Below are 25045 nucleotides of genomic sequence, written 5' to 3'. Positions count from 1 at the left end.
TTTCGACGACTTTTCTGATGGGAGTAAATTTTGGCTGGCGAAACCGCCGGGCGGGTGTTCCGCGCGGCGTGACCTCAAGCGAGGCTTCGTCTCCAGGCACAGACCGGCCGTCCGGCGAAACGCCGTCTGGCAAGATCGGGCTGGAAAAGAAGTGTTCGCGAGGTCAGCGCGTACTCGACGGTCTGTCCGGAGCGCGCGCGGTGGGCCGCGTACGGGCAATGTCCAAAGCGGCCAATACGTCATCGGCGGAGATTGGCAATTGATCGACTACTGCGATGATCCCGTTAAGCATACAGCCTCCCCCTCTCGCCTTGATTGCTCACGGCGAGTTGTCATTCCACTCGTGTTTCAAATTCAGTCGGCAACGCCTGAAGCCGAAAATCGTTCAGACGCGATACCGCTTCGTTCAGCCCGTTTGTCTTAACCCGTCCTGAGGCGTCGCCCTGCGCATTGCTCGGTCGGCCGGTGCGTATCTCTCTTGTTCTAGGCCGGCGCGACAACGAGTGCCCCGCCTTGAGAAATTTCGACACAGATCCATATTCCCCATATCGCTATGAGGTCTTACCCGACAATCGCTTGGAAAGCGTCGCCAACGCGCACACCGCCGCCGATTTGCACGTCCGCCCCGTTTCTTAAACCGCGCTGGTCTGAAGAGCCGTGGGCGCCGCGAACGTTCTTAGAGATACATCATGGCTTGTTTCCCGCAACGAAAATGATTCACGCCGCGAGGCGAAAAGATCGCTTCGCGTTTGCGAAATCGCGCGGCGGATTTTTTTGAAGGCGGCAACGTTTTGAATCTGTGCGGAGATTCGAATTGCAGAAGCGCTGTGACATTTCTGACAACCGCGCCAAATAAATTCATAATTCGTTTAAGGTTGAGCGAGGCGAAAATGAATTTTCAAACAACCTGCCGCCACTATGCCGATAAGTGACTACGCAAGCGCCATTTTTTTTGCTCGTCGGAACAGGGTAACCCTGAAGCGCTTCGCGCCGCGGCGCGGCGTCACGATTGCTTTTTCAAATGCGTGGCCGATCGCTTGATCTGCATCAAACCGGCGCTCGCCCTCGCGAGCCTCCCAGAGTCTGCCTTCCTACATAGGGTGGTAGTAAAACTACGGGGCGCCCAGGAGTTTCGCCAGGGCGATTGCGCAGAACGGCACGTACGAAAAAGAAAAAGCCCGGCGGGGCCGGGCTCTTTGACGAATATCGTTTTCGATCAGTCTTACTTCGCGAGCTTTGCGATCTGATGCGCGAGCCGCGAGACTTTTCGGCTCGCGTTGTTCTTGTGAATGATGTTGCGCTGCGCTGCCTGCATCAGTTCCGGTTCCGCGCGCGTCATCGCCTTCAGCGCCGCATCGCGGTCGCCGCTCTTGATCGCTTCTTCGACGGTGCGTACCGCGCCGCGCATCTGGGTGCGGCGCGACTTGTTGATGATGGTGCGGCGGGCAATCTTGCGCGTCGCCTTCTTGGCGGAAGTGGTATTGGCCATGTTCTCAAATATCCTTCGGCGGTGACCGATCGCAGCGGGCCAGAGCCTGCCAAACCTTCAACTGCATGATCGACGCGGGGTGTTTTCCAGTGTTCCCGAGAATGCCGTTTTCGAAAGCCAATATGCCCTCACGACGGCGCCGCTCAAAGAACAGCGGCGGCGGGATTGCGCCCGCCGCCATTGCCGGTCTTATAGAGGGCGCGCTTGGCAGCGTCAACGCCTTCCGGGCCCGGCCGGACCGGCGAGCTCGGCCCGGAAGCGCGGATAAGATGCTGAAGTAGTTGAATTTCCTGGGGCCCCCCGGTAATGCCTGACGGCGTTCCGGGCGCGACAGAGATAAGGTGACGCATGATCCGCGGTTTCTTCCGACTTGTGGGGCTGCTGCTGCTGGCCGGCGGATTTATCTTCATGGTCTATGACGGCGCGCGCTGGGTGGCCGACCAGACCCTGCAATTCACCCGGTTCGGGCAATTCTGGAACGATATCCATCAGTCCAGCCAGCAGGCGTTCCGGGCCTGGGTCGAGGGCGTGGCGCCCTGGCTCTGGACCAGCGTCGCCAAGGTCGTCCTGGACCAGCCGGTTTTTGCCGTGATGGGCGTGCTGGGTATTCTGCTGATGCTGCTGTTCCGGCCGCGCAAGCCGCTGATCGGCTATTCGCGGAGCTGACCGGGAAAGCCGATCCGGGAGACCCGATCCCACGGGTGCTGAAGGCGTTGCCGCGGTTGTGTTCGCAGCCCCGGCGTAACAAGGCTATGGCTGCCGACGTAAACGCCTATATTGGAGCCGATATCCGAGACGCACGCTGTTCCCACGCGTTTCAGCATTCCGCCGGGAGGTGACCGATGTTTTTCACGCGCAAGACCACAGCACTGCCGAGCGCAGCCGAGGCGCTGCCCGGCCGTTCGCAGCCGATCCCCACGGCCAGGAGCCATTTCGTCAATGGCCGCCAGCTGCAGCCGCCTTACCCCGCAGGACTGGAGCAGGCGGTGTTCGGGCTTGGCTGCTTCTGGGGTGCGGAGCGCAAGTTCTGGGAACTCGGCGATGGCATCTACACCACGGCCGTCGGCTATGCCGGCGGGCATACCCCAAACCCCGGCTATGAGGAGGTTTGCTCGGGCCGCACCGGTCATACCGAAGCGGTGCTGGTGGTGTTCGATCCGAACAAGATTTCGTACGAGCAGCTCCTGAAGACGTTTTGGGAAAGCCATAACCCGACCCAGGGCATGCGTCAGGGCAATGACGTCGGCACCCAGTATCGTTCCGCGGTCTACACCTTCGGCGACGCGCAGCGCAAAGCCGTCGATGCGTCGAAGGCGGCCTACCAGAAGGCGTTGACGGCAAAGGGCCTCGGCGCCATCACCACCGAGATCGCACCTGCAGGCGCATTCTATTTCGCCGAGGACTATCATCAGCAATATCTGGCCAAGAATCCGGCCGGCTATTGCGGGCTTGGCGGCACCGGCGTGTCGTGTCCGATCGGTGCCGGCGTCAGCGCCTGAAGGGTTCGCAGCAGTCGCGGAAAGCCGTTTTTCGGCTTTCCGCCCCGGCCGCCGAAAAAACCATTTGTTAACCATAACCGGTGCAAGACTTTGGCTGTCTCGCTATGAGGGATGGCTCCGGTGCGGGTTGTGCGCGCGTTTCGATTACCGATCACTGCCATCATGACTGCGCTCGCTCTGTCGGGCTGCATGCGCACGCCGGGACCCGTCGCCGTGGTGCAGCCTGGCGATCTCGATTCCATGGCCTATGGCCAGCCCAATAATCCCGCTCCGCCGGTCGTCGCCGCCGATGCCGGCGGCGGCGCGATCGCTGCGCTTCGCTCCAGCTTTGCCGCGGCGCCCGGCCGGACCTACGCGCCGGTTCCGGTGGCCTATGCGGCAGCACCCATGCCGGTGGCCTATGACGCGGCCTATCATCTCGACGCCGGCGACAAATTGCGGGTCGTGGTCTACGGCCAGGAAGGTCTCACCAACACTTATGCGATCGACGCCGGCGGCTCGATCACCATGCCGCTGATCGGCGCGGTGCCGGCGCGCGGGCGGACGCCGGCGGGCCTCGCCGCCGAGATCGCCGCCAGACTGCGCAACGGCTATATCCGCGAGCCCTCGGTGGCGGTGGAGATCGAGGCCTACCGGCCGTTCTTCATCCTCGGCGAGGTCGCGGCCCCCGGCCAATATCCTTACGTGCCCAATATGAGCGTCGAAAGCGCGGTGGCGATCGCCGGCGGCTTCTCGCCGCGCGCCCGCCGCGACCGTGTCACCCTCACCCACACCGACGCTTCGGGATCGATGCGCACCGTGGTGCCGCTCGGCACCGCGGTTGCCCCCGGCGATACCGTTCTGGTCGGCGAGCGCTGGTTCTGAATCCACTCACTTGTCATGCGCGGACTTGATCCGCGCATCCATCGTCCGCGCCAGCAGACCAAACTCATTTCGAACAGGATGGATTGCCGGGTCAAGCCCGGCAATGACGACTAGCGCAAATGCTTGCCGAGGAACGCCATGCTGCGCGGCCAGGCGATATCGGCGCTGGTCTTGTCGTAGCTTGCCCGCTCGTCGCAGTGAAAGCCGTGCTGCGCGCCCGGATAGACATGGATCTCGACGTCGGGCCGCTTCGTCCTGATGGTCTCGACATCGCTGAGGGGAATGCCGGCGTCCTTCTCGCCGAAATGCAATTGCGTCGGCACCTCAGGCTTGTCGCCGGCGAAGCGGACGATGGCGCCGCCGTAATAGCCGATCGCCGCCGACAGCCCTGAAAGCTTGGTGGCGGCGGCATAAGCGATGCTGCCGCCGAGGCAGAAGCCGATGATGCCGACCGGGCCGACATGCCTGACCGCGTCGATGGCGGCCTGGGTGTCGCGCAGCATCGACGCCCAGTCGGGGTTGGCGATGAATTTTCGCGCGTTCGCAATCTCGTCAGGCGAATAGCCGCATTGGAAATTGCGCTCGGTGCGGTCGAAGATCGAAGGCGCGATGGCGACATAGCCCTCGGCCGCGAGACGGTCGCAGACCGCGCGGATGTGGTGATTGACGCCAAAGATCTCCTGGATCACCACCACGGCCGCCCTGGGCGCGCCGGCGGGATCGGCGCGATAGCCGCCCAGTTGAAAATGGTCCGAAGCCGTCAGCTTGATGTCTTGTCCCACGGGGCATCCCTTTGTTGCGGGTTGATCTTGTCGGCGGGTGTGCGAGGAGAAGAGGGCGGTGTCCGGCCGGTCCGCTATTGCCACATCCAGTTGCGGCCCCAGTCGCCCTTCCAGCCGGCCAGCCGGCCGCCGCGGAATTGCAGATAGAGCCGGTGGCGGTGAGGGAACAGGCCGCTGCCGCCGAAGTCGCGGAACGCCAGGTAGATTTCGTTACCCGGCCGGCCCTTGATGTAATTGAGCGGGACGCCGAGAGCCCGCGCCGCATCCCCGGCGTCCATGCCGAACACCAGCGGCGTATTGTTCGACAATGTCGCGGTAAAGGGCGGCGCGTAGGGACCGCCTGCCGGCGGCAGGGTCTGCGCCATTGCAGGAACGGCCGTTCCGCCCAACACCGCAACGATCGAGACTGCCGCAGCGGCCATCATCCTCATGACGCGACCTCTCGCGCCGCCGTTGCATCGAGGCTGTCGAGGAACGGCAATACGGCTTCGATGAACGCCTGCGGCTGGTCGATGTTGACGGCGTGGCCGGCGGCCGGGATCACCACCTTCCTGGCGCCGGGAATCTTCGCCGCCATGTAGTCGGAGGCGGCGAGGAACGGCGTGTCGTCGGCGCCGACCACGACCAGCGACGGCACCCTGATGTCGGGCAGCGATTCGATCACGCGGGCGTCGCGCTGGATCAGCATGCCGCGCGCGGCGCGCGCCAGCCCCGACGCGTCGCGATGGCTCGCCTCGGCGCGTTCGCGGCTGAATGATTTCAGCACGTCGAGGCCTTCGCGCTCGAAACGGTCGCCGGTTTCGTGGGCGCGCCTGTTCCAGGCCTCGCGGGCGTCGTCCTTCTTGAAGCCGGGTCCGGTATCGATGATCAGCAGCGCGCGCACGCGCTCCGGATACGCACGATAGAATGCGAGCGACATGTACCCGCCAAGCGAAAGCCCGCCGACGATGGCGCTGGAAGCGCCGACCTCGTCGAGCAGTGCGGCCATGTCGGCGACCGTCGCGGCTTCGCTATAGGCGGATGGATCGTCGGGATAATCGGACCGGCCGTGGCCGCGCATGTCCCACAACACGAGCCTGTGGTTTTTCGACAGCGCCTCGATCTGGCCCCGCCACATCTCGCCGGTGGACGAATAGCCATGGGTCAGCAACAGCGCCGGACCGGAGCCATGGACCTCGTAATGGATTTCGACCCCGTCACGTCTGAGTTTTGGCATCGCGATTTCCTGAATATCTCGTGACCCTATTCTAGCGCGATCCGTTCGCCGAGGGGAAATGCCCAATTCCATGCGGCGGCGGCGCCCCCGCCGGCGTGGGCAGCAGATCCGATCGACAACTTCGTGACAAGTCGTTGCCGCATCGCACAAACCGGCGGACCGGAATATTTTCTCGTCACTCAATTCCAAATTGCATTTGCCTAGCGATGGGAACGCGATCATTCTGCGCGCTAAGGTCGGCATCGGCCCGGTGGGTGTCAGACCATAAGCCAACATGTGAGTTGCCGCCGTAAGCGGCTTCATGCACCGGCAGGGGGGAAGAGACCATGCCTAATCTCAACATCAACGGGCGGAATATGTCCGTCGAGGCGGCTCCCGATACGCCGCTGCTGTGGGCCATCCGCGAACAGCTGCAGATGACCGGAACGAAATTCGGCTGCGGCGCCGGCCTATGCGGAGCCTGCACCGTGCACGTCAACGGCGAGGCGGTGCGTTCCTGCCAGACCTCGCTCGGCGACGTCGCCGGCAAGAAGATCACCACCATCGAGGGCCTCAGCGCCAAGGGCGATCATCCCTTGCAGAAGGCCTGGATCGCCGAGCAGGTTCCGCAATGCGGCTACTGCCAGTCTGGCCAGATCATGCAGGCGGCCTCGTTGCTCGCCAGGAACCCCAATCCGAGCAAGGAAGAAGTGGTGGCGCACATGGACGGCAATCTCTGCCGTTGCATGACCTATTCGCGGATTCAGAAGGCGATCATGCGCGCGGCTTCCGAAATGCGCACCGCCTCCAACGCCGGCACCGAGCGGAGGGCAACATGAATACGCACGTGAAAGTCACCCCACCGGCTTCAGCCGATCTCAGCCGCCGCTCGTTCCTGGTCGGATCCGCCGCCGCCGGTCTCGCGCTCGGCTATTCCGCCGTTCCCGGCCTGCTTGGCGCCGATCGGGCGCTGGCCGCAGCGGGCAATTTCGATCCCAGCGTCTGGTATTCGATCGCGCCGGACGGGCTGGTCACGGTTACCTGCGGCAAGGCCGACATGGGCCAGCACATTGCCTCGACCATGGCGCAGATCATCGCGGAAGAACTCGGCTCGAACTGGAAGGACATGCGGGTTCAGCTCGCGTCCAACGATCCGAAGTTCAACGACCCTGTGCTCGGCGCGCAGATCACCGGCGGCAGCTGGAGCACGATGATGAACTTCGATGCCATGAGCCGCGCGGGCGCCGCCGGGCGCATCGCGTTGACCGAGGCTGCGGCCACGGCGATGGGGCTGCCGCCCTACTTCAAGGACGAGCTGGTCGTCCGGGACTCCGTCGTTTCGCATCCGAAATCGAAGAAGTCGATGACGTTCGCCGAAATCGTCAAGAGCGGCAAGATCACCAAGACCTTCACCCCGGACGAGCTCAAGGCCATCAAGCTCAAGACGCCCGACAAGTACACCATGATCGGCGTCTCGGTGCCGCAGCTCGACATCCCCTCGAAGACCAACGGGTCGGCCAAATTCGGCATCGACGTCATGTTGCCGGGCATGGTGTACGGCAAGATCGTCACGCCGCCGGTTCGCTACGGCGCCACCGTCAAATCGGTCGACGACGGCGAGGCCAAGAAGGTGCCGGGCTTCATCAAGGCCGTCATCCTCGACGACAAGACCGCGACCACGTCCGGCTGGGTGGTGGCGGTGGCCAACACCTATGCCAACGCCCGCAAGGCCGCGGACGCGCTGAAGATCGCCTATGACGGCGGGCCCAACGCCAAGCTGTCGAGCCAGTCGCTGCTCGACGAGGCCAAGCGGCTGCAGGCGCTGGACGATTCCGGCCTGTTCTTCGTCAAGGACGGCGATACCGCGGCCGCCCTCGGCACGGCGGCCAAGGTGCTGGAGGCGGAATACACCACCAGCATCAACATCCATGCGCCGCTGGAGCCGATGAACGCCACGGCGGAGCTCAAGGGCGATATCTGGCACATCTATTCCGGCAACCAGTTCGCGACGCGCTCCGGCGCGATCGCGGCGGGCGCCGCCGGGGTCGATCCCAAATTCGTCGTGATGCACCAGATGTGGCTGGGCGGAGGCTTCGGCCGCCGTCTCGACGCCGACATGATGGTGCCCGCGGTGCAGGCGGCGAAGGCCGTCGGCAAGCCGGTCAAGGTGATCTACTCGCGCGAGAACGACATGACCATGGACTTCTCGCGTCCGCTGACGTTCCAGAAGATCAAGGCCGGTCTCGACGGCGACGGCAAGCTGATTGCGATGAACCACGACGTGGTCTCGGCGTGGCCGACCAAGCGCTGGGGCATCCCGGATTTCCTGTCGCCTTCGGTCGACAAGAAAGGGGCGCTCGATGCGTTCACCGTGAACGGGGCGGACTTCTTCTATTCCGTGCCCAATCACAACGTCCGCGCCATCCTCAACGAGATGGCGCACAACGCCACCCCGTCGGGGCAGTTGCGTTCGGTCGCGCCCGGCTGGACCTTCTGGGCGGTCGAAAGCATGATCGACGAACTCGCTCACGCCGCCGGCAAGGATCCCGCGCAGTACCGGATCGCGCTCCTGGACGGCAAAGGCAAGAACGACGGCGGCGCGCAGCGCCTGCGCAACACCCTGCTCGCCGCGATGGGCATGGCCGGCTACGGCACCAGGCAACTGCCGAAGGGCGAAGGCATGGGCGTGGCCTGCGTTTCGTCGCAGGAGAGGGCGACCGCAAGCTGGACCGCGTGCGTGGCCCATGTCGCGGTCGCGCCGTCAGGCGAAGTCAAGGTCAGGAAATTGACCGTGGCGACCGACGTCGGCACCCAGGTGCATCCCGACAACATCCGCGCCCAGGTCGAGGGCGCGGCGCTGTGGGGACTGTCGCTTGCGATGTACGAGAAGGCGACGCTGAAGAACGGCGGCATCGAGCAGGCCAACTTCGACACCTACAAGCCGCTGCGGATGTCCCAGGTGCCGGAAGTCGCGGTCAACGTCATCGCCAACGGCGAGAAGGCCACCGGCGTCGGCGAGCCCGCGGTGACCGTGGTCGCGCCCGCGATCGGCAACGCGATCTTCAATGCCTGCGGCGCCCGCGTCCGCTCGCTGCCGATCACGGCGGAGGCGGTGAAGGCGAACATGAAGGCGTGAGCCGTCAAGTCATGGATGATAACGATCCGCCGGAAGCCCTGCTTCCGGCGGATTTTTTTTATGACGACGTTGGACACCTGTGCCCGCCGTTAGGTCCGTAGGATGGGTTGAGCACTTGCGAAACCCATCTTCAAGCCTCTGAAGGCCGCTGGCGATATCCCGCACACGTCCAATGATGGGTATCGCTGCGCTCCACCCAGATGCTTGAAAAAGCGCCCGACTGGGCGCTTTTTCAATTCACTACTGGCAGAGATGGTTGCGGCCATCCTCGCCACGGAACACTGTTCCCGGCTGACAGACGAAGCCATTGCGAATGGCATACCCGGGATCGTAGGGAGGCGCGACGCCGTAGGCCGGACCATAATAGCCGGGCGGGTAGCCCTCGTAATAGCCGTAGGGCTGCGTTGCTGCCCCAATAATCGCTCCGCCGATCAGTGCGCCTGCGATGCCAAGGCCAATTCCTGCGCCGCCATGATAGCCGCCGCGCCAGCCGCGGCGATATTGTATGGTCTCTGCCGGCGGCCCCACCGTCTCTTGCAGCATTCGTGGCGACCCGATCGGCGCCGCTGCGGCAGGCGCAACGACCCACGGCCCCAAGGCCACAGCCAGCGCGGCGACAAGAACTCCAGACGATTTATTCATTTCAATAACTCCCAAACATTTGAGCAAGGGCAAGCCCTGCCAAATGTGCTGAACTGCTCTTCATCAGTCGTTCAGGATAAAAGTCACCTTGAGGTCGACGCGATACTCGGCAATCTTCCCATTCTTCACGATAACCTTCTGTTCCTTGACCCATGCGGCCTCGACATTCTTGAGTGTGCTGACGGCGCGAGCGATGCCCTTCTCGATCGCGTCCTCGAAGCTCTTGTTTGAACTGGCGATAATCTCCGTAACTCTGGCTACCGACATTGACGCCTCCTTGTTGGTGAAACGATATGTTGTCGTGCGCCGGATTCTTCTTCAGGGTAGTTGATCAACTCTTGTGCGTCCGACATCGCGGAAAGACAAATAGGGTCAGCCGGCAAAAGTTCCCGCCCTGCCGCGCGCAATAGAGCCGCGCAGATTGATCTGCATCAAAGACAAATACGATATCGAGCGATGGCAGCAAACCTGCCAGGCGCGAAGCCGCCACTGGAAACAAGAAAACTGTGGTCCGTGGTTGCGCAGCCGGCTGTATTCAGCGCCAACGCCGCGTTTGCATGGCTGCTCGCACGCGGCGCTCGGCCAGCGCGACGGCTGCAGCGCGCGGAAGCGCCTTTTGGCGTCGACTCTCTTCCAGGACCGTGCGCACGTTGGCGCGAATTCGCTCATCGATATCGTCAAAGGCCGCGCGCTGTGTACCGCCCCGAGACTCGACCGAGGCACAGATCACGCCACCGGCATTCGCGATGAAATCCGGAATCACCAGCACTCCGCGCTCATGCAGCGCCCGCTCGGCTTCCGGCGTGCATGGGATATTGGCACCTTGCACCATCAAACGAGTCCGCAGCCGTGAAACATTGTCAGCGCGCACCACATCGGGCCGCGCCGCTGGTATCCATATGTCACAGTCAATATCGAGGATTGTATCGGCAGCGAGCTTCGAGCCCTTGTCGTGGTCGTTCAGCGATCGTCCTGCCTCCTTAAGGGCAATCAGCGCACCAACGTCGAGCCCCGATGGGTCGGCCAATGTTCCACCTGTGTCGCTCGCAGCGACAAGAAGGGCGCCTTTCTGGGCAAGAAAGAGCGCCGCGTGTTTGCCGACAGCGCCGAACCCCTGCACGGCGATACGTGCACCTTTCAGGTCGAGACCGATAAATTCGCTGGCAACATCGACACAGGCCGCCAGCCCGAAGCCGGTTGCGCCGATCTCATCGAGTGGAATTCCGCCGAGAGCGGCTGGCAAGCCGACGGCTCGGCCGATTTCGTCCTTGACCCATGCCATGCATTGCTCGTCCGTGCCCATGTCCGGCCCGGGAATGTAGTCGGTGATATCCCGGATACCGTCGGCGAAGGCGCGGATCAGCTGCTCCTTCAATGCCCCGGCCATGCGGGGGTTGCCGAAAATGACCGACTTGCCGCCGCCGTGTGGCAGGCCGGCGGCGGCGTTTTTCCAGGTCATTGCGCGTGCGAGTCGGAAGCATTCCTCGACCGATACATCGGGCGCCATTCGGACCCCGCCGATGCCCGCACCGCAAGCGGTATTGTCGATGACGACAATGGCCTTCAGTGCAAGACTGGGCCGACAAATATGGATGATCCGGGCAGGCCCGAAGTCATCGGCAAATCGAAACATGTCCTCCATGTCAGCCCTCTTGGTCAGGATGCGCTTTCAAGATCGGCGATCACCGCGCGCAGGAAGCGCCCCGCCATGCCGCCGGTGACCGCGCGGTGATCGAAGGTCAGCGACAGCGGTAAGGCGCGATGCAGGGCGCCGCCGCCGTCGGCGCCCCGGGCCGGCAGCGCCACGACCCGGCCGACGCCGAGGATAGCCACCTGCGGCGGCATCACGATCAGCGATGCATGGCGGCCGGCGATCGATCCAAAGTTCGACAGCGTGATGGTCGCGCCGCGCAGATCGGCTGGCGCCAGGCTCCGCTCCCGCACGCCGCGCTTGAACGCATCGATTTGCCGGCGCCAACCCTGCGGGGCTTCGCGCGCCGCGTCCCGCAGCACCGGAACAAACAGCCCGTCGGGACTGTCGATCGCGAGCCCGAGATCGATGGTGGGATTTTCTCGTAGCGACATTGAGGCTGCATCGTAGCTGGCGTTCAGGGCCGGCTCGGCTCTGCAGCCGGCGATCATCGCCCGCACCAGCCGGCCTGTCAGGTCTTCGCTCGGTGCCCATGCCTCGATGTCGGCTTCATCCTGAAGGGTCGCATGAACGACCTCACGCCATGCCCGCGCCATGTTGGCGGCCATGGTCCTCCGTGCGCCTCGCAACGGCGCAGCCGCTTGGCCCGTGACGGCGCCCGCCGCCGTGGCCTGGACGTCGGACATGGTCACTGTGTTGCCCGGACCCGTCCGCGTCACGCGCGCGAGGTCTACGCCAAGCTCGCGGGCGCGAGCCCGCACCGCGGGCGTCGCCCGTATGGCGCCTGGCGCAGGCGCAGCGGCTGCTGCTGCCGGTGGCGCCGCGGCCGGTGCCGGTTCCGCCAGCTGCCCCATGACGGTGCCGGCTTCGGCATGCGGGCCTTCCTCGAATTCAAGCAGGGCTGCGCCGACTTTCACCCGCTCGCCAACCTTGGCCAGCAGCCTCGCGATGTGGCCTGCCTGCGGCGATGGAATTTCCACTACCGCCTTTTCGGTTTCGACCGCCAGCAACGGCTGATCGACCACGACGTGATCGCCCTGCGCCACGTGCCAACTGACGATCTCGGCCTCCTGCAAGCCCTCGCCGAGATCGGGCAATGCGAACCTGCTCATGTGAAGGCCATCACGCGCCGCGCCGCCGTCATGATGGCCCCGACTTGCGGCATGTAATGCGCCTCCATGCGGGCATAAGGCATCATCGTATCGTAGCCGGTCACGCGCTCGATCGGCGCAAGCAGGCTGGTCATGGCGCGGCTGGCGACGCGAGCGGCGATCTCGGCACCGTATCCGCACGTCATCGGCGCCTCATGCACGACGACGAGACGGCCGGTGCGCTCTACCGACGCCAGAATCGTTGCGCTGTCCAGCGGCTTCAGCGTCGCAACGTCGATGACCTCGGCCTCGACGTTTTCTGCTGCCAGTTGATCGGCGGCTTCGAGCGCCTCCTTGACCATTGCTCCCCAGCCTACGATTGTGACGTCGCGCCCCGCCCGCAGCGTAAGGCAGTGGCCCAGCGGTATGCCGGCGCCATCGTCCGGAACGTCTTCCCTCGCAGCGCGGTAAAGCCGGGCAGGTTCCAGGAACACGACCGGATCGGGATCCCGGATGGCCGACAGCAGCAGGCCGTAGGCACGCGCGGCGGACGATGGCATGACCACCTTGACCCCCGGGATATGTGCGAACATGGCCTCGGGACTTTCGGAATGATGCTCGACCGCCTTGATCCCGCCGCCCGCCGGAGAGCGCAGCACCATCGGACAGGTCAGGCGGCCGCGCGTGCGCGCGCGCAGCCGGGAAGCATGATTGAGGATCTGGTCGATACAGGCATAGGCGAAACCAGTGAACTGGATTTCTGCCACCGGGCGAAATCCCTGCGCCGCGAGCCCGATCGAAACTCCGGCGATCGAGGCCTCTGCCAGCGGCGTATCGAGCACGCGCTGCTCGCCGAAAATCCTGAACAGTCCTTCGGTCGCGCGAAACACACCGCCGTCGATGCCGACGTCCTCCCCCAGCACCAGCACGCGCACGTCCTCGTTCATGGCGTGTTTCAGCGCGGCATTGACCGCTTGCACCAGGCTGAGCTCGGTCATGCGTCACCTTGCGCCTGAACGGTTGCTGCTTCCCGCTGCTCTGCGAGCTCGGCTGGAATTTCGGCATAGATGTAATCGAAAATAGCAGAGATCGGCTGAGCCGGCGTGGCAAGATACGCCTCGGCCGCTCCTTCGACGGAGCTGCTGCACTCATGCAACAGGGCCTCTTCCATGTCTTTGCTCCAGTGCCCGGCGTTCATCAGGAACTTGCGCAGACGCGCCACCGGTTCAGCCGGCCAATGGCCGCTGACCTCGGCGTCGTTGCGATAGCGGCTGGCGTCATCGGAAGTGGTATGGTCGCACAAGCGGTAGGTCAGTGCTTCGATCAAGGCAGGACCGAGCCCCTGCCGCGCCCGCGCCAGCGCCCGCTCCGTCGCCGCTCGGACGGCGATGACATCATTGCCATCGACCTGCTCACCGGGAATGCCGGCAGCGACGGCCTTTTGCGCCAGCGTCGCGGCGGCGGTCTGCTTTTCACGCGGGACCGAGATCGCCCAGGCATTGTTATTGACGACGAAGACTGCCGGAACTTTCCAGACACCTGCCATGTTCAGGGCTTCGGCCACGTCTCCTTTCGAGGTGGCGCCGTCGCCGAACACGCACACGGCGGCACGCTGTTCGCCGCGCAGACGAAAGGCCAGCGCCACGCCCACGGCATGCGGCGCGTGCGAAGCAACCGGGACGCAATTCGGAAAATCCTCGCGTGGACCGGCGAAATCGTTGCCGCGTTCGTCGCCGCCCCAATAGAGGAACAGCTCTTTGAGCGTGACGCCGCGCCAAATCTGCGCGCCATGTTCGCGAAAGCTCGGAACAAGGACATCGCTTTTCGCCATCGCGGCGGCTGCACCGACCGATACAGCCTCTTGCCCCAGCGACGACGCGTAGGTGCCGAGGCGGCCGGTACGTTGCAGCGCGATGGCCTTGGTGTCGAATGTGCGCGTGAGAACAAGCGTCCGATAGAGCCGCAGCAGTTCGGCGGGGTCGCGCGCGAATTCGGGCAGGGGCCCGGCAAGATTGCCGTCGCGATCGAGCACGCAGAGCAATCGGTTGCCCAACATAGACTAATCCCTTGCCCAATCTTGTTGGTAAACTCGCGCGGAAGCGGGATCCTGCTCTTGATCTATCTCAATCGATCGTGATCAGGACCGTTGATCGGCTTCGTGTCGGCGTGAGTGAATAGGCCGCCCGCAGCCTAGCGTTGGAATCGCTGGTATGCCAATATAGTTGTGCCAATTTGCAGGGGGGCAGCATGCGAACAGTTATGGTAGGAGCACTTTGCGCCATCGCAATGGTCACGAACGCAAACGCTGCGGTCAGGGAAGAGCCGGTCATCTATACGGACGGCGAGACCACCATGAAGGGCTTCGTCGTATACGACGACGCTACCGAAGCCAAGCGACCTGGGATCGTCATGGTGCATGAATGGTGGGGCATCACCAACCACATCCATAACGAGGCGCGGAAGCTCGCGCAGCAGGGCTACACAGCCTTCATTGCTGACATGTACGGCGACGCCAAGACCGCCGACAACCCCAAGGACGCCGGCGCGCTCTCGGGTTCGGTGATGAAGAACCCGACGGTGATGGAGTCGCGCTTTAACGCAGCGCGGGGCCAACTCGCGAAGCAAGCCTCGGTCAATCCCCAGCGGATCGGCGCCGTTGGTTACTGCTTCGGCGGCGCGGTCGTGCTGAACATGGCGCGTTCCGGCGCTGACCTCGTCGCCGTTGCGGGCTTTCACGCATCGCTCGGTCTCAATACCCCAGCGCCCGCGCCGGGAACCATCAAAGCGAAGATCCTTGTCCTAAATGGCGCGGACGATCCATTCGTAAAACGTGAGCAGTACGACGCGCTCAAGAAGGATTTCGACGCAGCGAAGGCCGATTATCGGGTCATCGAATATCCCGGCGCGGTGCACGCGTTCACGAACCCCGAAGCCACCGAGCTCGGCAAGAAGTTCAACCTGCCGCTCAGATACGACGCCAAAGTGGATCAGGAAGCGAAGGCCGAGGCGACCAAGTTCTTTGCCGCTGGCCTTCAAAAATAGGCAAAAAGGCCACCCACATGGTGGCCTTTTCAATCAGTGGCTGAGTCTAGTCAGCATGATCGGATCCGAACGAGGAATCGGCGTGGCCTTCATGGCTGCCCCTGATCTGAAGCTTCTCGACTTCGGGCGTCGCTCGTTTAGCCGCGAGAGATAGGCTGGGCCGCAGCTTTGCTCCTGGACACCTTTGCGGCGGACGAGACCGTCCGACCAAATGCAGCGCAGACACCGCAGCATTTCAACTGCCAACTGAATATCTCGGTTGGGCCCAAGTCTATGCGAAAGCACCGTCGCTACTTCTGCTGAATTCGATTCAGATAATCGACAACGGCGAGCAGGCGGGTTCGCGCGATGGCATCTAGATCGGAGGAAAGCTCGACATAGTGATCTGGCTTCTTTGAACCGGGTGACGTATTTCGAGCAAAATATCGGAACCCCCAAATAGGCATGTCTGGAGGACCGTGAGCTACAATCCTTTTAATTCCGTAGATGGCCTCATAGACCGCGTTGACAGGAAACACCCCGTTATTGTGCTTCGTCAGCACAGTCAAATCAGCGGGCGCTACCCTAAGCTGCTCACTGAGCGGTCCTTTGCCCTTTCCATCAATGCCGTGGCATGTCGCGCAGGAAGACTGAAACTCCAACTTGCCCGCATCAAGGTCTTGAGCCAAGGCCACTGCAGATAGGCCGACAGTAACGCTGGCAACCATCACCCACTTGCTCGCGTGTTTTGTCATGTTGCGCACTCATCGCCTGAGGGAGCTTGCTGAGTTGATGTAAGTCAATTCGCTGGCCAATTTTGCTCTTGATGGCACGATCACTCAAATCAATACGCCGGGAACATGGCAGGGACCGGCACCGTTGTCAGTTCTCAAGCGCTTCATAAATCAGCTTCTTCAAGGCAGGCTGGATCCGCTGCCGCTCGGACGGTGTTTGCTCCAGCAATACGAAAAACATGTCCTGCTTGCGGTCGATCACGAAATAGCAGCCGCTGACGCCATCCCACTTCAATTCGCCTATGGAGCCCGGCGGCGGTGGCTTCGCGTTGCCGGGGTCGGTTCGTACGCCGAAACCGAGACCGAAACCGAAACCATCGCCGGGGAAATAAAAATAATCGCGCGCGACGCCTGAAACTGGTCCGACATGGTCGCGCGTCATCACGGCGAAGCTTGCAGTGCTGAGATAACGCCTGCCGTCGAGCGTGCCACCATTCAGCAGCATTTGTGAAAACCGCGCAAAGTCTGCGATGGTGGAGACCATGCCGCCGCCACCGGATTGCCATTTCATGTAGATTTGCGGGCTGCTTTCCCAGCCGACCCTGAAATCGCTGTCATGGGGCAGCGGGTAGGCGATCTGGCTGTACTTCTGCGGATCGGCCACAAAGAAGCTGGTGGCGGTCATGCCTAGCGGATCGAGCAGGTTGTCCTTTTCGAACTCGAGAAGCGTCTGTCCCGATGCAACTTCGATTATCCGTCCGAGAATGTCGGTCGAGTGGCCATAGTCCCAAAGGGTACCCGGCTGTTCGGCCAGAGGCAGTCTCGCGATGCGCTCGGCGAACTCGGCATTGTCGAAATCACCCGCGTAAATATTGGCGTCGCGATACGCCTGCCGGACCAGGCTGGCGCCATAAAAGCCATAAGTGATGCCCGAGGTGTGCCGCATCAGATCTTCGACGGTAATGGGCCGATTCAGCGATACCAATTCCAAGCTGCGTTCGCCATTGTTCGACTTTTTCTCGACGCCGACCTTTACGTTTGCGAAGGAGGGAATGTATTTGGCGACGGGGTCGCCAAGCGCCAGCTTGCCCTGATCGATCAGCATCATGGCCGCGACGCTGGTGATGGGCTTGGTTATGGAAAAAATACGAAAGATGGTGTCTGGCGTGATAGGCAGCTTGGATCTCACGTCACGGACGCCGAAAGATTGCAGATAGACCGGCTGCCCGTGCTGCTGAATCAAGATTATAGCCCCGGGAATTTTTCCGGTCGCGATCTCGTTTTGGAAATACTCGCCGATGCGCTCAAGTTTTTGCTGGTTGAAGTGGGCGCCCGCAGGGATGTCGAATGCGCCTTCCGCTAACGCGCCAACTGAGGGCGCCGCGATTAAAGGCAGCAACCCCGTCACGGCCGACCGTAGCAATTGCCGCAAGTTCATCGCCCTGCTTCCCGCTCATCGTCGCTACCGGCCTTTAAAGGCGGCCCAGGCACTTCCCTCGCCTGCCAAGGCGATTAGAAATGAAACCTAACATACTCACAGGAGCGTGCCTGGCACAAATCGTGTCGTCTACGCTACTCGCCCGTGCGGACGAGGTGATCGAATAAGCCGCTAGTTGTTGCAGTGCATGAGTCTCTTGTTGGCACATTTCGGACATGGTGCGATGTTTGACGTGAGTTCGTTTGCGCATCAAGCGGACGTCCGCCAGCGCGTCTCGTTTTTGAACTCATGCCCTCACCATCATCGCAGTTGCCCATGATGGACGGCTCAACCATTCTGCAGGTCCTTCGCCCGCACTCCTCCTACGGCACCACGGCTGCGGCAAAATAACCCGACGGGCAAATTTCCGCTTTCGCCGTCGGGCAAATCACTTTTAGGATTCCCGCCATCCTGTCCCCGAGGAAGGGGCGTTGGCCATCGTCACGAACGTTGGGATGGGATGCGGTGGACGCGGCGGCTTCGTGCGCGCGATGGGATGGCAGGGCGGACTTCACGGTCCGTGAGCGGTCACAGGACGTGCGGACGAGCGGTGCTGAAGCGTACGGCGAAGGCGTGTGGTCCTGACAGCCTCTGGGTTGGCGTCAAGTCCTTGCGGAGGCGTAGCCGGCCCAACCGGGCGTCGGGCTTTGCCGTCAATCCGCGGGGCGACGGTGACAAGCAAATCCTGATCGCCGGGGAGAGCGCGCTATAAACCGTAAAGCCATTGCGCAGGGAATGTCGGATCGCCTCCGCTGCCCTGTATGCTCGTGTGCGTTTTTTACTCGTGCATTTTGCACACGAGACCGCGGGTGCAGCGCGCATCCGGCATTCCCTGCTCCCTCTTCTTTCGAGGGACAACGACACGCAAACCTCGGGCGCATCGCGCCGCGAGAATGCGGACGTGAATCTGCGATTTTCCGTCCCGTCATTGCGAGCCGACCTTGCGATGATTGTCTTTGCGATCGGCGTCAAGCGTCATGCCAATTGCAATCGCTAAACTTTTACGTTTCGCGATCTCCCGGCATTCACCACACCCCTTAAGCCCCGGGGAACCCGTTGTCAGGTAGCGTCGCTGTCGGTCACAACCGCGCCAGTCAACGAGGATCCATGACAGTCCCCGCCACGCAAGTCTCGCCCAGACGCCGGCTGCTTCTGGCGTCGGACCGGAGCGACCAGAGCAACGAACTGGCCAGCATTCTGCAGATGGCGGGTGAGGTCGATACCGTCCCGACCTCGGACATTCCCGACCAGCCCGGCCAGTTTGCCGGCATCGTGGTCGACATCAACCTGCGGTCGCCGGAGAGCGTCCAGATCGTCCGCAACAAGCTGCGCACCGAGGCTTACCGACCGATGCCGCGGCTGTTCGTTCTCGCCGACGCGCTGCATCACGGCTCGATGCAGGCCTGGGCGCTGGGCGCCACCGATACGATATCGCGGCCGTTCGATGCGCAGGCCATTCTGCAGCGCATCCGTGCCGCGTTTCCCGACAGCCATGGTTTCGACGCGACGGATCGCGGCAAGGCCCTGAACCGGGGCGTCGAGGCCGCGCACGCGGTGATGGTCAAGATCTTCGAGAAGCTCCCGGCGGGGGGTCCGCTGAAATTCAGCGACATCGTGGCGGCCGAAAACAGGATTCTCAAGGCCATCAAGCACTCTTCGTTGCGCGAATGGCTGACGGCCGTCGGCTGCCATCACAACGACAGCTATCGCCATTGCCTCTTCGTCACCGGCTTTGCCGTCGCGTTCGCCCAGCATCTCGGTATGCGCGAGGATGACCAGCGCCGCCTGGCGCGGGCCGCGCTGCTGCACGATGTCGGCAAGGCGTTCATCCCCGTGGCCATCCTCGACAAGCCGGGACCGCTGACGGAGGAGGAAACGGCCGAGATGCGCAAGCATCCGCGCCGCGGCTATGACGCGCTCGCGGCCGAGGGCGGCTTCCCGCCGGAGATGCTGGACGTGGTCCTGCACCATCATGAGATGCTCGACGGGTCGGGCTATCCGAATGGCCTGCGCGATAACCAGATCAGCGACATCGTGCGGCTGACGACGATCATGGATATCTACGCGGCGCTGGTGGAGAAGCGGGCCTACCGGCTGCAGCATACCCACGCCAAGGCGTTCGCGATGATGGAGCAGATGGGAGACAAGATCGACCAGCACCTGCTTCAGGCGTTCCGCCCGATCGCCTTCGGGCACTATTGATGGCCAAACTGCACTTCACCCCAGCATCTTCCGCAGCTCCGCCTTCGCCACCTTCTCCAGCGTTGAGCGCGGCATGTCGTCGACGAAGCGGATTTCGCGCGGCACCTTGAAGTCGGCCAGCGCGCCGCGGCAGGCGGCCATCACGGTGTCGTGCAGATCCCTGGGCGCGCCTTCGACGCCGGCCGCCGGAATGATGAACACGACCGGCACCTCGTCGAGCATCGGATGCTTCTTGCCGACCACCGCGGCCTCGCGCACGCCGGGCACCACCGCGATCACCTGCTCGATCTCGGAAGCCGCGACGTTCTCGCCGCCGACCTTCAGCATGTCCTTGGCGCGGTCGCCGAACCTGATGAAGCCGTCTTCGAGCAGCGTAACCCGGTCGCCGGTGATGAAATAGCCGTGCTCGTCGAAGCTTTCCCGCGTCGCCTTTTCGTTGTGCAGGTATTCCTGGAACAGCGACAATCCGGGAATGCCCTTGATCAGCAGGTTGCCGGTGTCGCCGACCCTGGTCGCGGAGCCGTCATCGCCGGTGACGCGGATCGCATATTCCGGCGCGGCGCGGCCGATCGACATCGGAATGTTGGGCTGGTCGACCTCGCCGACGATGCCGTGGGTGATGGTCTCGGTCATGCCCCACCAGCCGATGATCTTGATGCCGAAGGCGGCGAACGGCGGCGGATCGTTGATCGCCGAGCCCCACAGCCGGAACTTGTGATGCTTCGGGATCTCAAGTTCCAGCAGCGCCTTCATGCAGAACGGGATCGTCGAGGTCCAGGTGCAGCCGTGCTCCAGCGCCACGCTCCAGAACCGGCTCACGGAAAACCGCGGCTGGATCACGCAGGTTCCGCCGACCCACAGGCTCGCCAGCATCGAATAGGCCAGCGCATTGGTGTGAAACAGCGGCAGATAGGTCTGATGCACATCGCCTTGATGCAAATCCTGGTGCGCGGCGTTGATCTTGGCGCCCCACAGCGCATTGGCGTGGGACCACAGTACCGCCTTCGGGCGGGACGTGGTGCCGGAAGTATATTGCACGCTGCACGGCGCGAAGGGATCGGTCGGGCGGCGCGGCCGGGCGGCGCTGTCGGCGAACAGCGCCTCAAAGCTGTCGCTGCGCCCGGGGCTCGAGCCTTGCGCCGGGCTGGCGCCGGCATCGTGCGATATCACCGCGATCCAGCGCAGGCTCCGGCAATGCGCCGATACCATCTCGGCATAGGCCGGCTGGGTGATCGCGGCCACCGCGCCGCAATGACCGGCGAAATAATCCATTTCCGCCGGCGCCGAGCGGGTGTTGGTGGTCACCGCGATGGCGCCGAGCTCGACGCAGGCGAACCAGGCCAACATCGCCTCGATGCAGTTGTCGAGATGGATCAGCACATACTCGCCGGGCTTGATGCCGCGCGCGGCCAGCCCCGCGGCCAGCGCGCCGACGCGGTCGTGAAATTCGCCGTAAGCCCAGATCCGCGCCGGCGCATCGAACGGCGCCCAGATCAGGAACGGATGGTTGCGCCGCGTCTCGGCCCGCATCCGCAGCAGCCACGGTACGTCAAGCCCCGCGAATGGCCCGACGATGCCCGGCGCTGCCTGTGAATTCCGCATCAGATCCTCCCGCGCAGCCTTGCCGGCTGCCTTCAGCGTTGTTGCTTGGGGGCCTTTCTGCCACCGGATCGGGCGCGGGGCAAATCCGCAAATGCGGGGCCGTCCATACATGACGGGGAGGAGGCCTACGCCTCTCGCTGATACGACGAAATCTCGATCAGGCTGCCGTCGGGATCCCGGCAATAGACCGATTGCAGCGTGCCGCGGGCGCCCTGTTTCGCGACCGGACCTTCCTCGATGGCGACGCCGCAGGCCTCGAGATGCGCGACCACCTGTTCCGGCGTGCTCGCGGTGAGAAAGCAGAGGTCGTCGCTGCCGGCGGTTTCATGGTCCGCGGTGAACCATTCGACCTTGTCGGCGTGCAGCGGCCGCACGTTGATCTTCTGGTTTCCGAACACCAGCGACGTCCGCGGCGTCTTGCCCGGACCTGGATCGAACACCTTGATCTCCATGCCGAGGATTTTCCGGTACCATTCGGCCGAGCGCGCCACGTCCGCGACATTGATAACGATATGATCGAGCGCGGTAACCTTGACAGCCATGGATTGTCCTTTCGTCGCGGTCCGGCGCGCGCCGCCGCTACTGGTCGCCTCACGCTTTGTTTGTTACAACGCACGCTGTTGTCAATCCAACAGATGCGGACCGCGCGACACGACGCGGCCGCCGGGAGAAAACTGCATGGCCTCACGTCGCACTGCGATTTGTCTGATCGCAATGGGTATTTCGGCGATCGCCTCGATCGGCAGCGCCGCGGCGCTGGATTATCCGACCCGGCCGGTGCGCTGGGTGGTCGGCTATCCGCCGGGCGGAGCGACCGATATCATTGCACGCCTGCTCGGCCAGCGGCTGTCCGAGCGGCTCGGCCAGCAATTCGTGATCGAGAACAAACCCGGCGCCGGCAACAACATCGCCACCGAGTCGGTGATCAAGGCCGACCCGGACGGCTACACGCTTCTGTTCGTCAATCCCGCCAACTACATCAATGCCTCACTCTATACCAACTTGAAATTCAACGTCGTTCGCGACCTCGCGCCGATTGCCGCGTTCAATCGCGTGCCGAACGTGATGACGGTCAACAAGGACGTGCCGGCGAAGACGGTGGCCGAGTTCATCGCCTATGTGAAGGCCAATCCGGGCAAGGTGAACCTGGCGTCGTCGGGCAACGGCACCTCGGTGCATCTGTCCGGCGAGATGTTCATGATGATGTCGGGCGTCAAGATGCAGCACGTTCCCTACCGGGGCTCGGCGCCCGCGCTCACTGACCTGCTCGGCGGCCAGGTCCAGGTGATCTTCGACAACATGCCCTCGATCCTCCAGCATATCCGCGCCGGTTCCGTGCGCGCGCTGGCGGTGACCTCGACGGCGCGGTCCTCGCTGTTGCCCGACGTGCCTGTTCTCGCCGACACCGTTCCCGGCTACGAGGCGAGTGCGCTGTTCGGCGCGGCCGCCCCGAAGGACACGCCGAAGGAGATCATCGAGAAGCTGAACAAGGAGATGAACGCGGTGCTGGCAGAGCCCGCGATCAAGGCGAGACTGATCGAACTCGGCGGTGAGCCGCTGATCGGTACGCCGGAGGCGTTCGGCAAGATGATCGTGGCCGAAACCGAGAAGTGGGAGAAGGTGGTCAAGGCCGCCGGCGTGCACGTCGATTGAGGCGTGGCCGGAACCGTCCGCCGGGTCGCGATGTTTTGAAAACGAGGCGACCCGGCAGCCGGTATAAACGACGCGGAGGAGATCCGATCATGCGCAGCGCAAAATTGGTAATGCTGGTCTTGCTGGTCGCCGGCGCCAGCACGATGGCCGGCTCCACGCCGGCCGCCGCGTACGACTACCCCTATTGTGCCCAGGGCAGGGGTGTCGGCATCCCAGGCGACTGCTCCTACCAGACCTATGGCCAATGCATGGCGAGTGCGTCGGGGCGCAACCTCTACTGCAACGTCAATCCGCGCGCCGCCTTGAATAAGCAGCAGCGGCGCGCCCGTTCCAATCCGAACTACCGGTACTGAGGCGCCATCTTCGAAGGCGCGTCTTGACTCTGGATTGTTTGCGCTTATACTAAACCACATGGTTAAGTATAAAGACGAAACGTTGGACCGCACTTTCGCGGCGCTCGCGGACCCGACGCGGCGCGCGCTGCTGGCGCGGCTCGGCCGGGAGGACGGCCTCTCGGTCAGCGAGCTGGCGCAGCCGTTTTCGATGTCGCTGCCCGCGATCATGAAGCATCTCGACGTGCTGTCGGACGCCGGTCTGGTCGCGCGCTCCAAGACCGGCCGCACCGTGGCGTGCCGGCTGACCGCCGGGCCGATGGAGCAGGCGATGGAATGGCTCAACCGATACCAGCGCTTCTGGTCCGAAAACCTCGACCGCCTTGCCGCCTTTATGGAGGAAGATCAATGGCCGCCAAATCAGCCACCGCCGGCGACGCCGGTCTCGTCACCCGGCCGAGCCTCACACTCAAGCGTCGCCTCAACGCCCCGCCGGCGAAAGTCTTCGCCGCATGGACCGACCCGGAAAAAATAGTTCGATGGTTCGGACGTGCCGACGCCAGGCCTGACTCGTTTCAGGCCGACATCGACGCCCGGCCCGGCGGCCGCTTTCGGGTCAGCTTCTCCACCGATGACGAGTATCACGAAGTCGGCGGGGTTTATCGTGAGGTGGTGCCGAACGCGCGGCTGAAGTTCAGCTGGGCCTGGCACTCGACGCCGGAGCGCGAATCGCAGGTGACGGTCGTGCTGACGCCCGACGGCGACGGCACGTTGATGATGCTGACCCACGAACAGCTGTTCGACCAGGCCGCGCGCGACGGCCACGAGCGCGGATGGCTGGGGTGCTTCGACAAGCTCGAGAAAATTTTCGCCTGAAATGTTTCAAACCGAGGAGCCGCACATGCAACCGCACAAAATCGTCTCGCGCCAGGAATGGATCGCCGCGCGAAGAACGCATCTGGCGCACGAGAAGGAATTCACGCAAGCGCGGGACCGGCTGAGCGAGGAGCGCCGCGCACTGCCATGGGTCGAGGTCGAAAAGCCCTATTTGTTCGACGGTCCCGGCGGCAAGCAGACATTGAGCGACCTGTTCGCCGGCCGCAGCCAGCTCGTGGTGCACCATTTTATGTTCGCGCCGGACTGGACCGAGGGCTGCAAGAGCTGCTCGTTCTGGGCCGACGGGTACGAGCGCATGATCCCGCATCTGGCCGCGCGCGACACTACCCTGGTGGCGATATCGCGCGCGCCGGTCGCAAGGCTTCAGGCCTTCAAGCAGCGGATGGGCTGGACCTTCGACTGGCTGTCGTCGGCAGACAATGACTTCAACTACGACTACGCCGTCTCGTTTACGCCCGACCAGATCAAGTCAGGCGCCAAGGTCTATAATTTCGGCACCAGCGGCTTCGGCGTCGAGGAAGCCCCGGGGATCAGCGTGTTCTTCCGCGACCAGGCCGGCAACATCTTCCACACCTATTCCTGCTTCGCCCGCGGCCTCGACATGATGAATGCCGCCTATCACTACCTCGATCTGACGCCGCTCGGTCGTCACGAGGAGGGACTGCCTTATCCGATGGACTGGCTGCGGCTGCGTGACCAATACCAGCCGGCGCCGGTTCAGGCATCCTGCTGTCACAGCTGAAGAGGTTTCGGCGTCGTCACGGCGACGGCAACAACG

The 25045-nt window shown here is 63.2% G+C and carries 27 protein-coding genes; 12 read left to right on the top strand and 15 right to left on the bottom strand.

Going from position 1 to position 25045, the window contains the following annotated elements:
* Positions 1–1222: 1222 nt before the first annotated feature.
* Both rpsT and KMZ68_RS25935 read right to left on the bottom strand, forming a co-directional pair.
* A complete protein-coding gene (rpsT, locus tag KMZ68_RS25940) occupies positions 1223–1489 on the bottom strand; it encodes a 30S ribosomal protein S20 (protein ID WP_215604133.1) in 267 nt (88 codons plus the stop codon).
* Positions 1490–1493: 4 nt separating this feature from the next.
* Positions 1494–1670 carry a hypothetical protein gene (locus KMZ68_RS25935; RefSeq protein WP_215613916.1) on the bottom strand — a complete coding sequence of 59 codons (177 nt, stop codon included), beginning with the start codon at positions 1668–1670 and terminating at the stop codon, positions 1494–1496.
* Positions 1671–1837: 167 nt separating this feature from the next.
* Here KMZ68_RS25935 and KMZ68_RS25930 point away from each other — a divergent pair, with 167 nt between their 5' ends.
* The 3 genes from KMZ68_RS25930 to KMZ68_RS25920 all read left to right on the top strand — a co-directional run bounded on the left by KMZ68_RS25930 (position 1838) and on the right by KMZ68_RS25920 (position 3852).
* Positions 1838–2155, top strand: a complete 318-nt coding sequence (locus KMZ68_RS25930; protein ID WP_215613915.1) for a hypothetical protein — start codon at positions 1838–1840, stop codon at positions 2153–2155.
* Positions 2156–2331: 176 nt separating this feature from the next.
* Positions 2332–2988: a peptide-methionine (S)-S-oxide reductase MsrA gene (gene msrA / locus KMZ68_RS25925; protein ID WP_215613914.1), complete on the top strand. Its 657-nt coding sequence runs from the start codon at positions 2332–2334 to the stop codon at positions 2986–2988.
* 162 nt (positions 2989–3150) lie between these two features.
* Positions 3151–3852 carry a polysaccharide biosynthesis/export family protein gene (locus KMZ68_RS25920; RefSeq protein WP_249779482.1) on the top strand — a complete coding sequence of 234 codons (702 nt, stop codon included), beginning with the start codon at positions 3151–3153 and terminating at the stop codon, positions 3850–3852.
* Positions 3853–3962: 110 nt separating this feature from the next.
* Here the strand turns inward: KMZ68_RS25920 and KMZ68_RS25915 are convergent, their stop codons facing one another.
* The 3 genes from KMZ68_RS25915 to KMZ68_RS25905 form a co-directional block, all read right to left on the bottom strand.
* Positions 3963–4634, bottom strand: coding sequence for a dienelactone hydrolase family protein (locus KMZ68_RS25915; RefSeq protein WP_215613912.1), 672 nt, complete (start codon positions 4632–4634; stop codon positions 3963–3965).
* A gap of 74 nt (positions 4635–4708) precedes the next feature.
* Positions 4709–4999, bottom strand: coding sequence for a hypothetical protein (locus KMZ68_RS25910; RefSeq protein ID WP_249779673.1), 291 nt, complete (start codon positions 4997–4999; stop codon positions 4709–4711).
* A gap of 62 nt (positions 5000–5061) precedes the next feature.
* The gene (locus KMZ68_RS25905) at positions 5062–5850 is read right to left on the bottom strand and encodes an alpha/beta fold hydrolase (protein WP_215613910.1); all 789 of its coding nucleotides are present in this window, start codon (positions 5848–5850) and stop codon (positions 5062–5064) included.
* Between the two features lie 326 nt (positions 5851–6176).
* Between KMZ68_RS25905 and KMZ68_RS25900 the strand changes: the two genes are divergently transcribed.
* Both KMZ68_RS25900 and KMZ68_RS25895 read left to right on the top strand, forming a co-directional pair.
* On the top strand, positions 6177–6668 hold the full coding sequence (locus KMZ68_RS25900; RefSeq protein ID WP_215613909.1) for a (2Fe-2S)-binding protein: 492 nt from the start codon (positions 6177–6179) through the stop codon (positions 6666–6668).
* Positions 6665–8965 carry a xanthine dehydrogenase family protein molybdopterin-binding subunit gene (locus KMZ68_RS25895; RefSeq protein ID WP_215613908.1) on the top strand — a complete coding sequence of 767 codons (2301 nt, stop codon included), beginning with the start codon at positions 6665–6667 and terminating at the stop codon, positions 8963–8965. The genes KMZ68_RS25900 and KMZ68_RS25895 overlap by 4 nt, the downstream gene beginning before the upstream one ends.
* 240 nt (positions 8966–9205) lie before the next feature.
* On the opposite strand, the gene KMZ68_RS25890 is transcribed toward KMZ68_RS25895, so the two are convergent.
* The 6 genes from KMZ68_RS25890 to pdhA form a co-directional block, all read right to left on the bottom strand.
* Positions 9206–9607, bottom strand: coding sequence for a hypothetical protein (locus KMZ68_RS25890; RefSeq protein WP_215604125.1), 402 nt, complete (start codon positions 9605–9607; stop codon positions 9206–9208).
* Positions 9608–9670: 63 nt separating this feature from the next.
* Positions 9671–9874 carry a dodecin family protein gene (locus tag KMZ68_RS25885; protein WP_215604124.1) on the bottom strand — a complete coding sequence of 68 codons (204 nt, stop codon included), beginning with the start codon at positions 9872–9874 and terminating at the stop codon, positions 9671–9673.
* Positions 9875–10142: 268 nt separating this feature from the next.
* Positions 10143–11249 (bottom strand): Glu/Leu/Phe/Val family dehydrogenase, encoded by a 1107-nt coding sequence (locus KMZ68_RS25880; protein ID WP_215613907.1) that lies wholly within the window; start codon positions 11247–11249, stop codon positions 10143–10145.
* Positions 11250–11263: 14 nt separating this feature from the next.
* Positions 11264–12355: a dihydrolipoamide acetyltransferase family protein gene (locus KMZ68_RS25875; protein ID WP_371741391.1), complete on the bottom strand. Its 1092-nt coding sequence runs from the start codon at positions 12353–12355 to the stop codon at positions 11264–11266.
* Positions 12356–12366: 11 nt separating this feature from the next.
* Complete coding sequence (locus tag KMZ68_RS25870; RefSeq protein WP_215613905.1) at positions 12367–13347, bottom strand: alpha-ketoacid dehydrogenase subunit beta; 981 nt, start codon at positions 13345–13347, stop codon at positions 12367–12369.
* The gene (pdhA, locus tag KMZ68_RS25865) at positions 13344–14405 is read right to left on the bottom strand and encodes a pyruvate dehydrogenase (acetyl-transferring) E1 component subunit alpha (RefSeq protein ID WP_215613904.1); all 1062 of its coding nucleotides are present in this window, start codon (positions 14403–14405) and stop codon (positions 13344–13346) included. The genes KMZ68_RS25870 and pdhA overlap by 4 nt, the downstream gene beginning before the upstream one ends.
* A 230-nt stretch (positions 14406–14635) precedes the next feature.
* Here pdhA and KMZ68_RS25860 point away from each other — a divergent pair, with 230 nt between their 5' ends.
* Positions 14636–15391, top strand: a complete 756-nt coding sequence (locus tag KMZ68_RS25860; protein ID WP_215613903.1) for a dienelactone hydrolase family protein — start codon at positions 14636–14638, stop codon at positions 15389–15391.
* Between the two features lie 290 nt (positions 15392–15681).
* Here KMZ68_RS25860 and KMZ68_RS25855 read toward each other — a convergent pair whose 3' ends face one another.
* Together KMZ68_RS25855 and KMZ68_RS25850 are read right to left on the bottom strand one after the other, a co-directional pair.
* Positions 15682–16125, bottom strand: a complete 444-nt coding sequence (locus KMZ68_RS25855) for a c-type cytochrome (protein WP_215613902.1) — start codon at positions 16123–16125, stop codon at positions 15682–15684.
* A gap of 127 nt (positions 16126–16252) precedes the next feature.
* Positions 16253–17542, bottom strand: a complete 1290-nt coding sequence (locus KMZ68_RS25850) for a serine hydrolase domain-containing protein (RefSeq protein WP_215613901.1) — start codon at positions 17540–17542, stop codon at positions 16253–16255.
* Between the two features lie 1146 nt (positions 17543–18688).
* On the opposite strand from KMZ68_RS25850, the gene KMZ68_RS25845 reads away from it, so the two are divergent.
* Positions 18689–19783 carry an HD-GYP domain-containing protein gene (locus KMZ68_RS25845; protein WP_215613900.1) on the top strand — a complete coding sequence of 365 codons (1095 nt, stop codon included), beginning with the start codon at positions 18689–18691 and terminating at the stop codon, positions 19781–19783.
* A gap of 15 nt (positions 19784–19798) precedes the next feature.
* Here KMZ68_RS25845 and KMZ68_RS25840 read toward each other — a convergent pair whose 3' ends face one another.
* Together KMZ68_RS25840 and KMZ68_RS25835 are read right to left on the bottom strand one after the other, a co-directional pair.
* The gene (locus KMZ68_RS25840; RefSeq protein WP_215613899.1) at positions 19799–21385 is read right to left on the bottom strand and encodes an AMP-binding protein; all 1587 of its coding nucleotides are present in this window, start codon (positions 21383–21385) and stop codon (positions 19799–19801) included.
* 125 nt (positions 21386–21510) lie between these two features.
* Positions 21511–21927: a VOC family protein gene (locus KMZ68_RS25835; protein WP_215613898.1), complete on the bottom strand. Its 417-nt coding sequence runs from the start codon at positions 21925–21927 to the stop codon at positions 21511–21513.
* 136 nt (positions 21928–22063) lie between these two features.
* On the opposite strand from KMZ68_RS25835, the gene KMZ68_RS25830 reads away from it, so the two are divergent.
* From KMZ68_RS25830 to KMZ68_RS25810, 5 genes are all read left to right on the top strand, one after another.
* A complete protein-coding gene (locus KMZ68_RS25830) occupies positions 22064–23038 on the top strand; it encodes a Bug family tripartite tricarboxylate transporter substrate binding protein (RefSeq protein ID WP_215613897.1) in 975 nt (324 codons plus the stop codon).
* An 89-nt stretch (positions 23039–23127) separates the two neighbouring features.
* Positions 23128–23391 carry a DUF3551 domain-containing protein gene (locus KMZ68_RS25825; RefSeq protein WP_215613896.1) on the top strand — a complete coding sequence of 88 codons (264 nt, stop codon included), beginning with the start codon at positions 23128–23130 and terminating at the stop codon, positions 23389–23391.
* An 82-nt stretch (positions 23392–23473) separates the two neighbouring features.
* Positions 23474–23905 (top strand): ArsR/SmtB family transcription factor, encoded by a 432-nt coding sequence (locus KMZ68_RS25820; protein WP_249779481.1) that lies wholly within the window; start codon positions 23474–23476, stop codon positions 23903–23905.
* Complete coding sequence (locus KMZ68_RS25815) at positions 23902–24246, top strand: SRPBCC family protein (RefSeq protein ID WP_249779672.1); 345 nt, start codon at positions 23902–23904, stop codon at positions 24244–24246. The genes KMZ68_RS25820 and KMZ68_RS25815 overlap by 4 nt, the downstream gene beginning before the upstream one ends.
* 25 nt (positions 24247–24271) lie before the next feature.
* On the top strand, positions 24272–25009 hold the full coding sequence (locus KMZ68_RS25810) for a DUF899 domain-containing protein (protein WP_215613894.1): 738 nt from the start codon (positions 24272–24274) through the stop codon (positions 25007–25009).
* Positions 25010–25045 lie beyond the last annotated feature (36 nt).

Origin of the sequence: Bradyrhizobium sediminis, assembly GCF_018736105.1 — a bacterium.
Taxonomy (GTDB): Bacteria; Pseudomonadota; Alphaproteobacteria; order Rhizobiales; family Xanthobacteraceae; genus Bradyrhizobium.
Note: the sequence above shows the minus strand (reverse complement) of the source record. Positions and strands in the feature narration are given on the sequence as shown.

What these genes read in the sequence shown, in the direction of transcription:
- KMZ68_RS25935 (WP_215613916.1), bottom strand. Translation starts at nt 1,670, where the DNA reads ATGGCGGCGGGCGCAATCCCGCCGCCGCTGTTCTTTGAGCGGCGCCGT.
- KMZ68_RS25845 (WP_215613900.1), top strand. Translation starts at nt 18,689, where the DNA reads ATGACAGTCCCCGCCACGCAAGTCTCGCCCAGACGCCGGCTGCTTCTG.
- KMZ68_RS25890 (WP_215604125.1), bottom strand. Translation starts at nt 9,607, where the DNA reads ATGAATAAATCGTCTGGAGTTCTTGTCGCCGCGCTGGCTGTGGCCTTG.
- KMZ68_RS25830 (WP_215613897.1), top strand. Translation starts at nt 22,064, where the DNA reads ATGGCCTCACGTCGCACTGCGATTTGTCTGATCGCAATGGGTATTTCG.
- KMZ68_RS25860 (WP_215613903.1), top strand. Translation starts at nt 14,636, where the DNA reads ATGGTCACGAACGCAAACGCTGCGGTCAGGGAAGAGCCGGTCATCTAT.
- KMZ68_RS25855 (WP_215613902.1), bottom strand. Translation starts at nt 16,125, where the DNA reads ATGACAAAACACGCGAGCAAGTGGGTGATGGTTGCCAGCGTTACTGTC.
- msrA (WP_215613914.1), top strand. Translation starts at nt 2,332, where the DNA reads ATGTTTTTCACGCGCAAGACCACAGCACTGCCGAGCGCAGCCGAGGCG.
- KMZ68_RS25900 (WP_215613909.1), top strand. Translation starts at nt 6,177, where the DNA reads ATGCCTAATCTCAACATCAACGGGCGGAATATGTCCGTCGAGGCGGCT.
- KMZ68_RS25895 (WP_215613908.1), top strand. Translation starts at nt 6,665, where the DNA reads ATGAATACGCACGTGAAAGTCACCCCACCGGCTTCAGCCGATCTCAGC.
- KMZ68_RS25810 (WP_215613894.1), top strand. Translation starts at nt 24,272, where the DNA reads ATGCAACCGCACAAAATCGTCTCGCGCCAGGAATGGATCGCCGCGCGA.
- KMZ68_RS25825 (WP_215613896.1), top strand. Translation starts at nt 23,128, where the DNA reads ATGCGCAGCGCAAAATTGGTAATGCTGGTCTTGCTGGTCGCCGGCGCC.
- KMZ68_RS25835 (WP_215613898.1), bottom strand. Translation starts at nt 21,927, where the DNA reads ATGGCTGTCAAGGTTACCGCGCTCGATCATATCGTTATCAATGTCGCG.
- pdhA (WP_215613904.1), bottom strand. Translation starts at nt 14,405, where the DNA reads ATGTTGGGCAACCGATTGCTCTGCGTGCTCGATCGCGACGGCAATCTT.
- KMZ68_RS25870 (WP_215613905.1), bottom strand. Translation starts at nt 13,347, where the DNA reads ATGACCGAGCTCAGCCTGGTGCAAGCGGTCAATGCCGCGCTGAAACAC.
- KMZ68_RS25840 (WP_215613899.1), bottom strand. Translation starts at nt 21,385, where the DNA reads ATGCGGAATTCACAGGCAGCGCCGGGCATCGTCGGGCCATTCGCGGGG.
- KMZ68_RS25850 (WP_215613901.1), bottom strand. Translation starts at nt 17,542, where the DNA reads ATGAACTTGCGGCAATTGCTACGGTCGGCCGTGACGGGGTTGCTGCCT.
- KMZ68_RS25885 (WP_215604124.1), bottom strand. Translation starts at nt 9,874, where the DNA reads ATGTCGGTAGCCAGAGTTACGGAGATTATCGCCAGTTCAAACAAGAGC.
- KMZ68_RS25920 (WP_249779482.1), top strand. Translation starts at nt 3,151, where the DNA reads ATGACTGCGCTCGCTCTGTCGGGCTGCATGCGCACGCCGGGACCCGTC.
- KMZ68_RS25880 (WP_215613907.1), bottom strand. Translation starts at nt 11,249, where the DNA reads ATGGAGGACATGTTTCGATTTGCCGATGACTTCGGGCCTGCCCGGATC.
- rpsT (WP_215604133.1), bottom strand. Translation starts at nt 1,489, where the DNA reads ATGGCCAATACCACTTCCGCCAAGAAGGCGACGCGCAAGATTGCCCGC.
- KMZ68_RS25905 (WP_215613910.1), bottom strand. Translation starts at nt 5,850, where the DNA reads ATGCCAAAACTCAGACGTGACGGGGTCGAAATCCATTACGAGGTCCAT.
- KMZ68_RS25930 (WP_215613915.1), top strand. Translation starts at nt 1,838, where the DNA reads ATGATCCGCGGTTTCTTCCGACTTGTGGGGCTGCTGCTGCTGGCCGGC.
- KMZ68_RS25910 (WP_249779673.1), bottom strand. Translation starts at nt 4,999, where the DNA reads ATGGCGCAGACCCTGCCGCCGGCAGGCGGTCCCTACGCGCCGCCCTTT.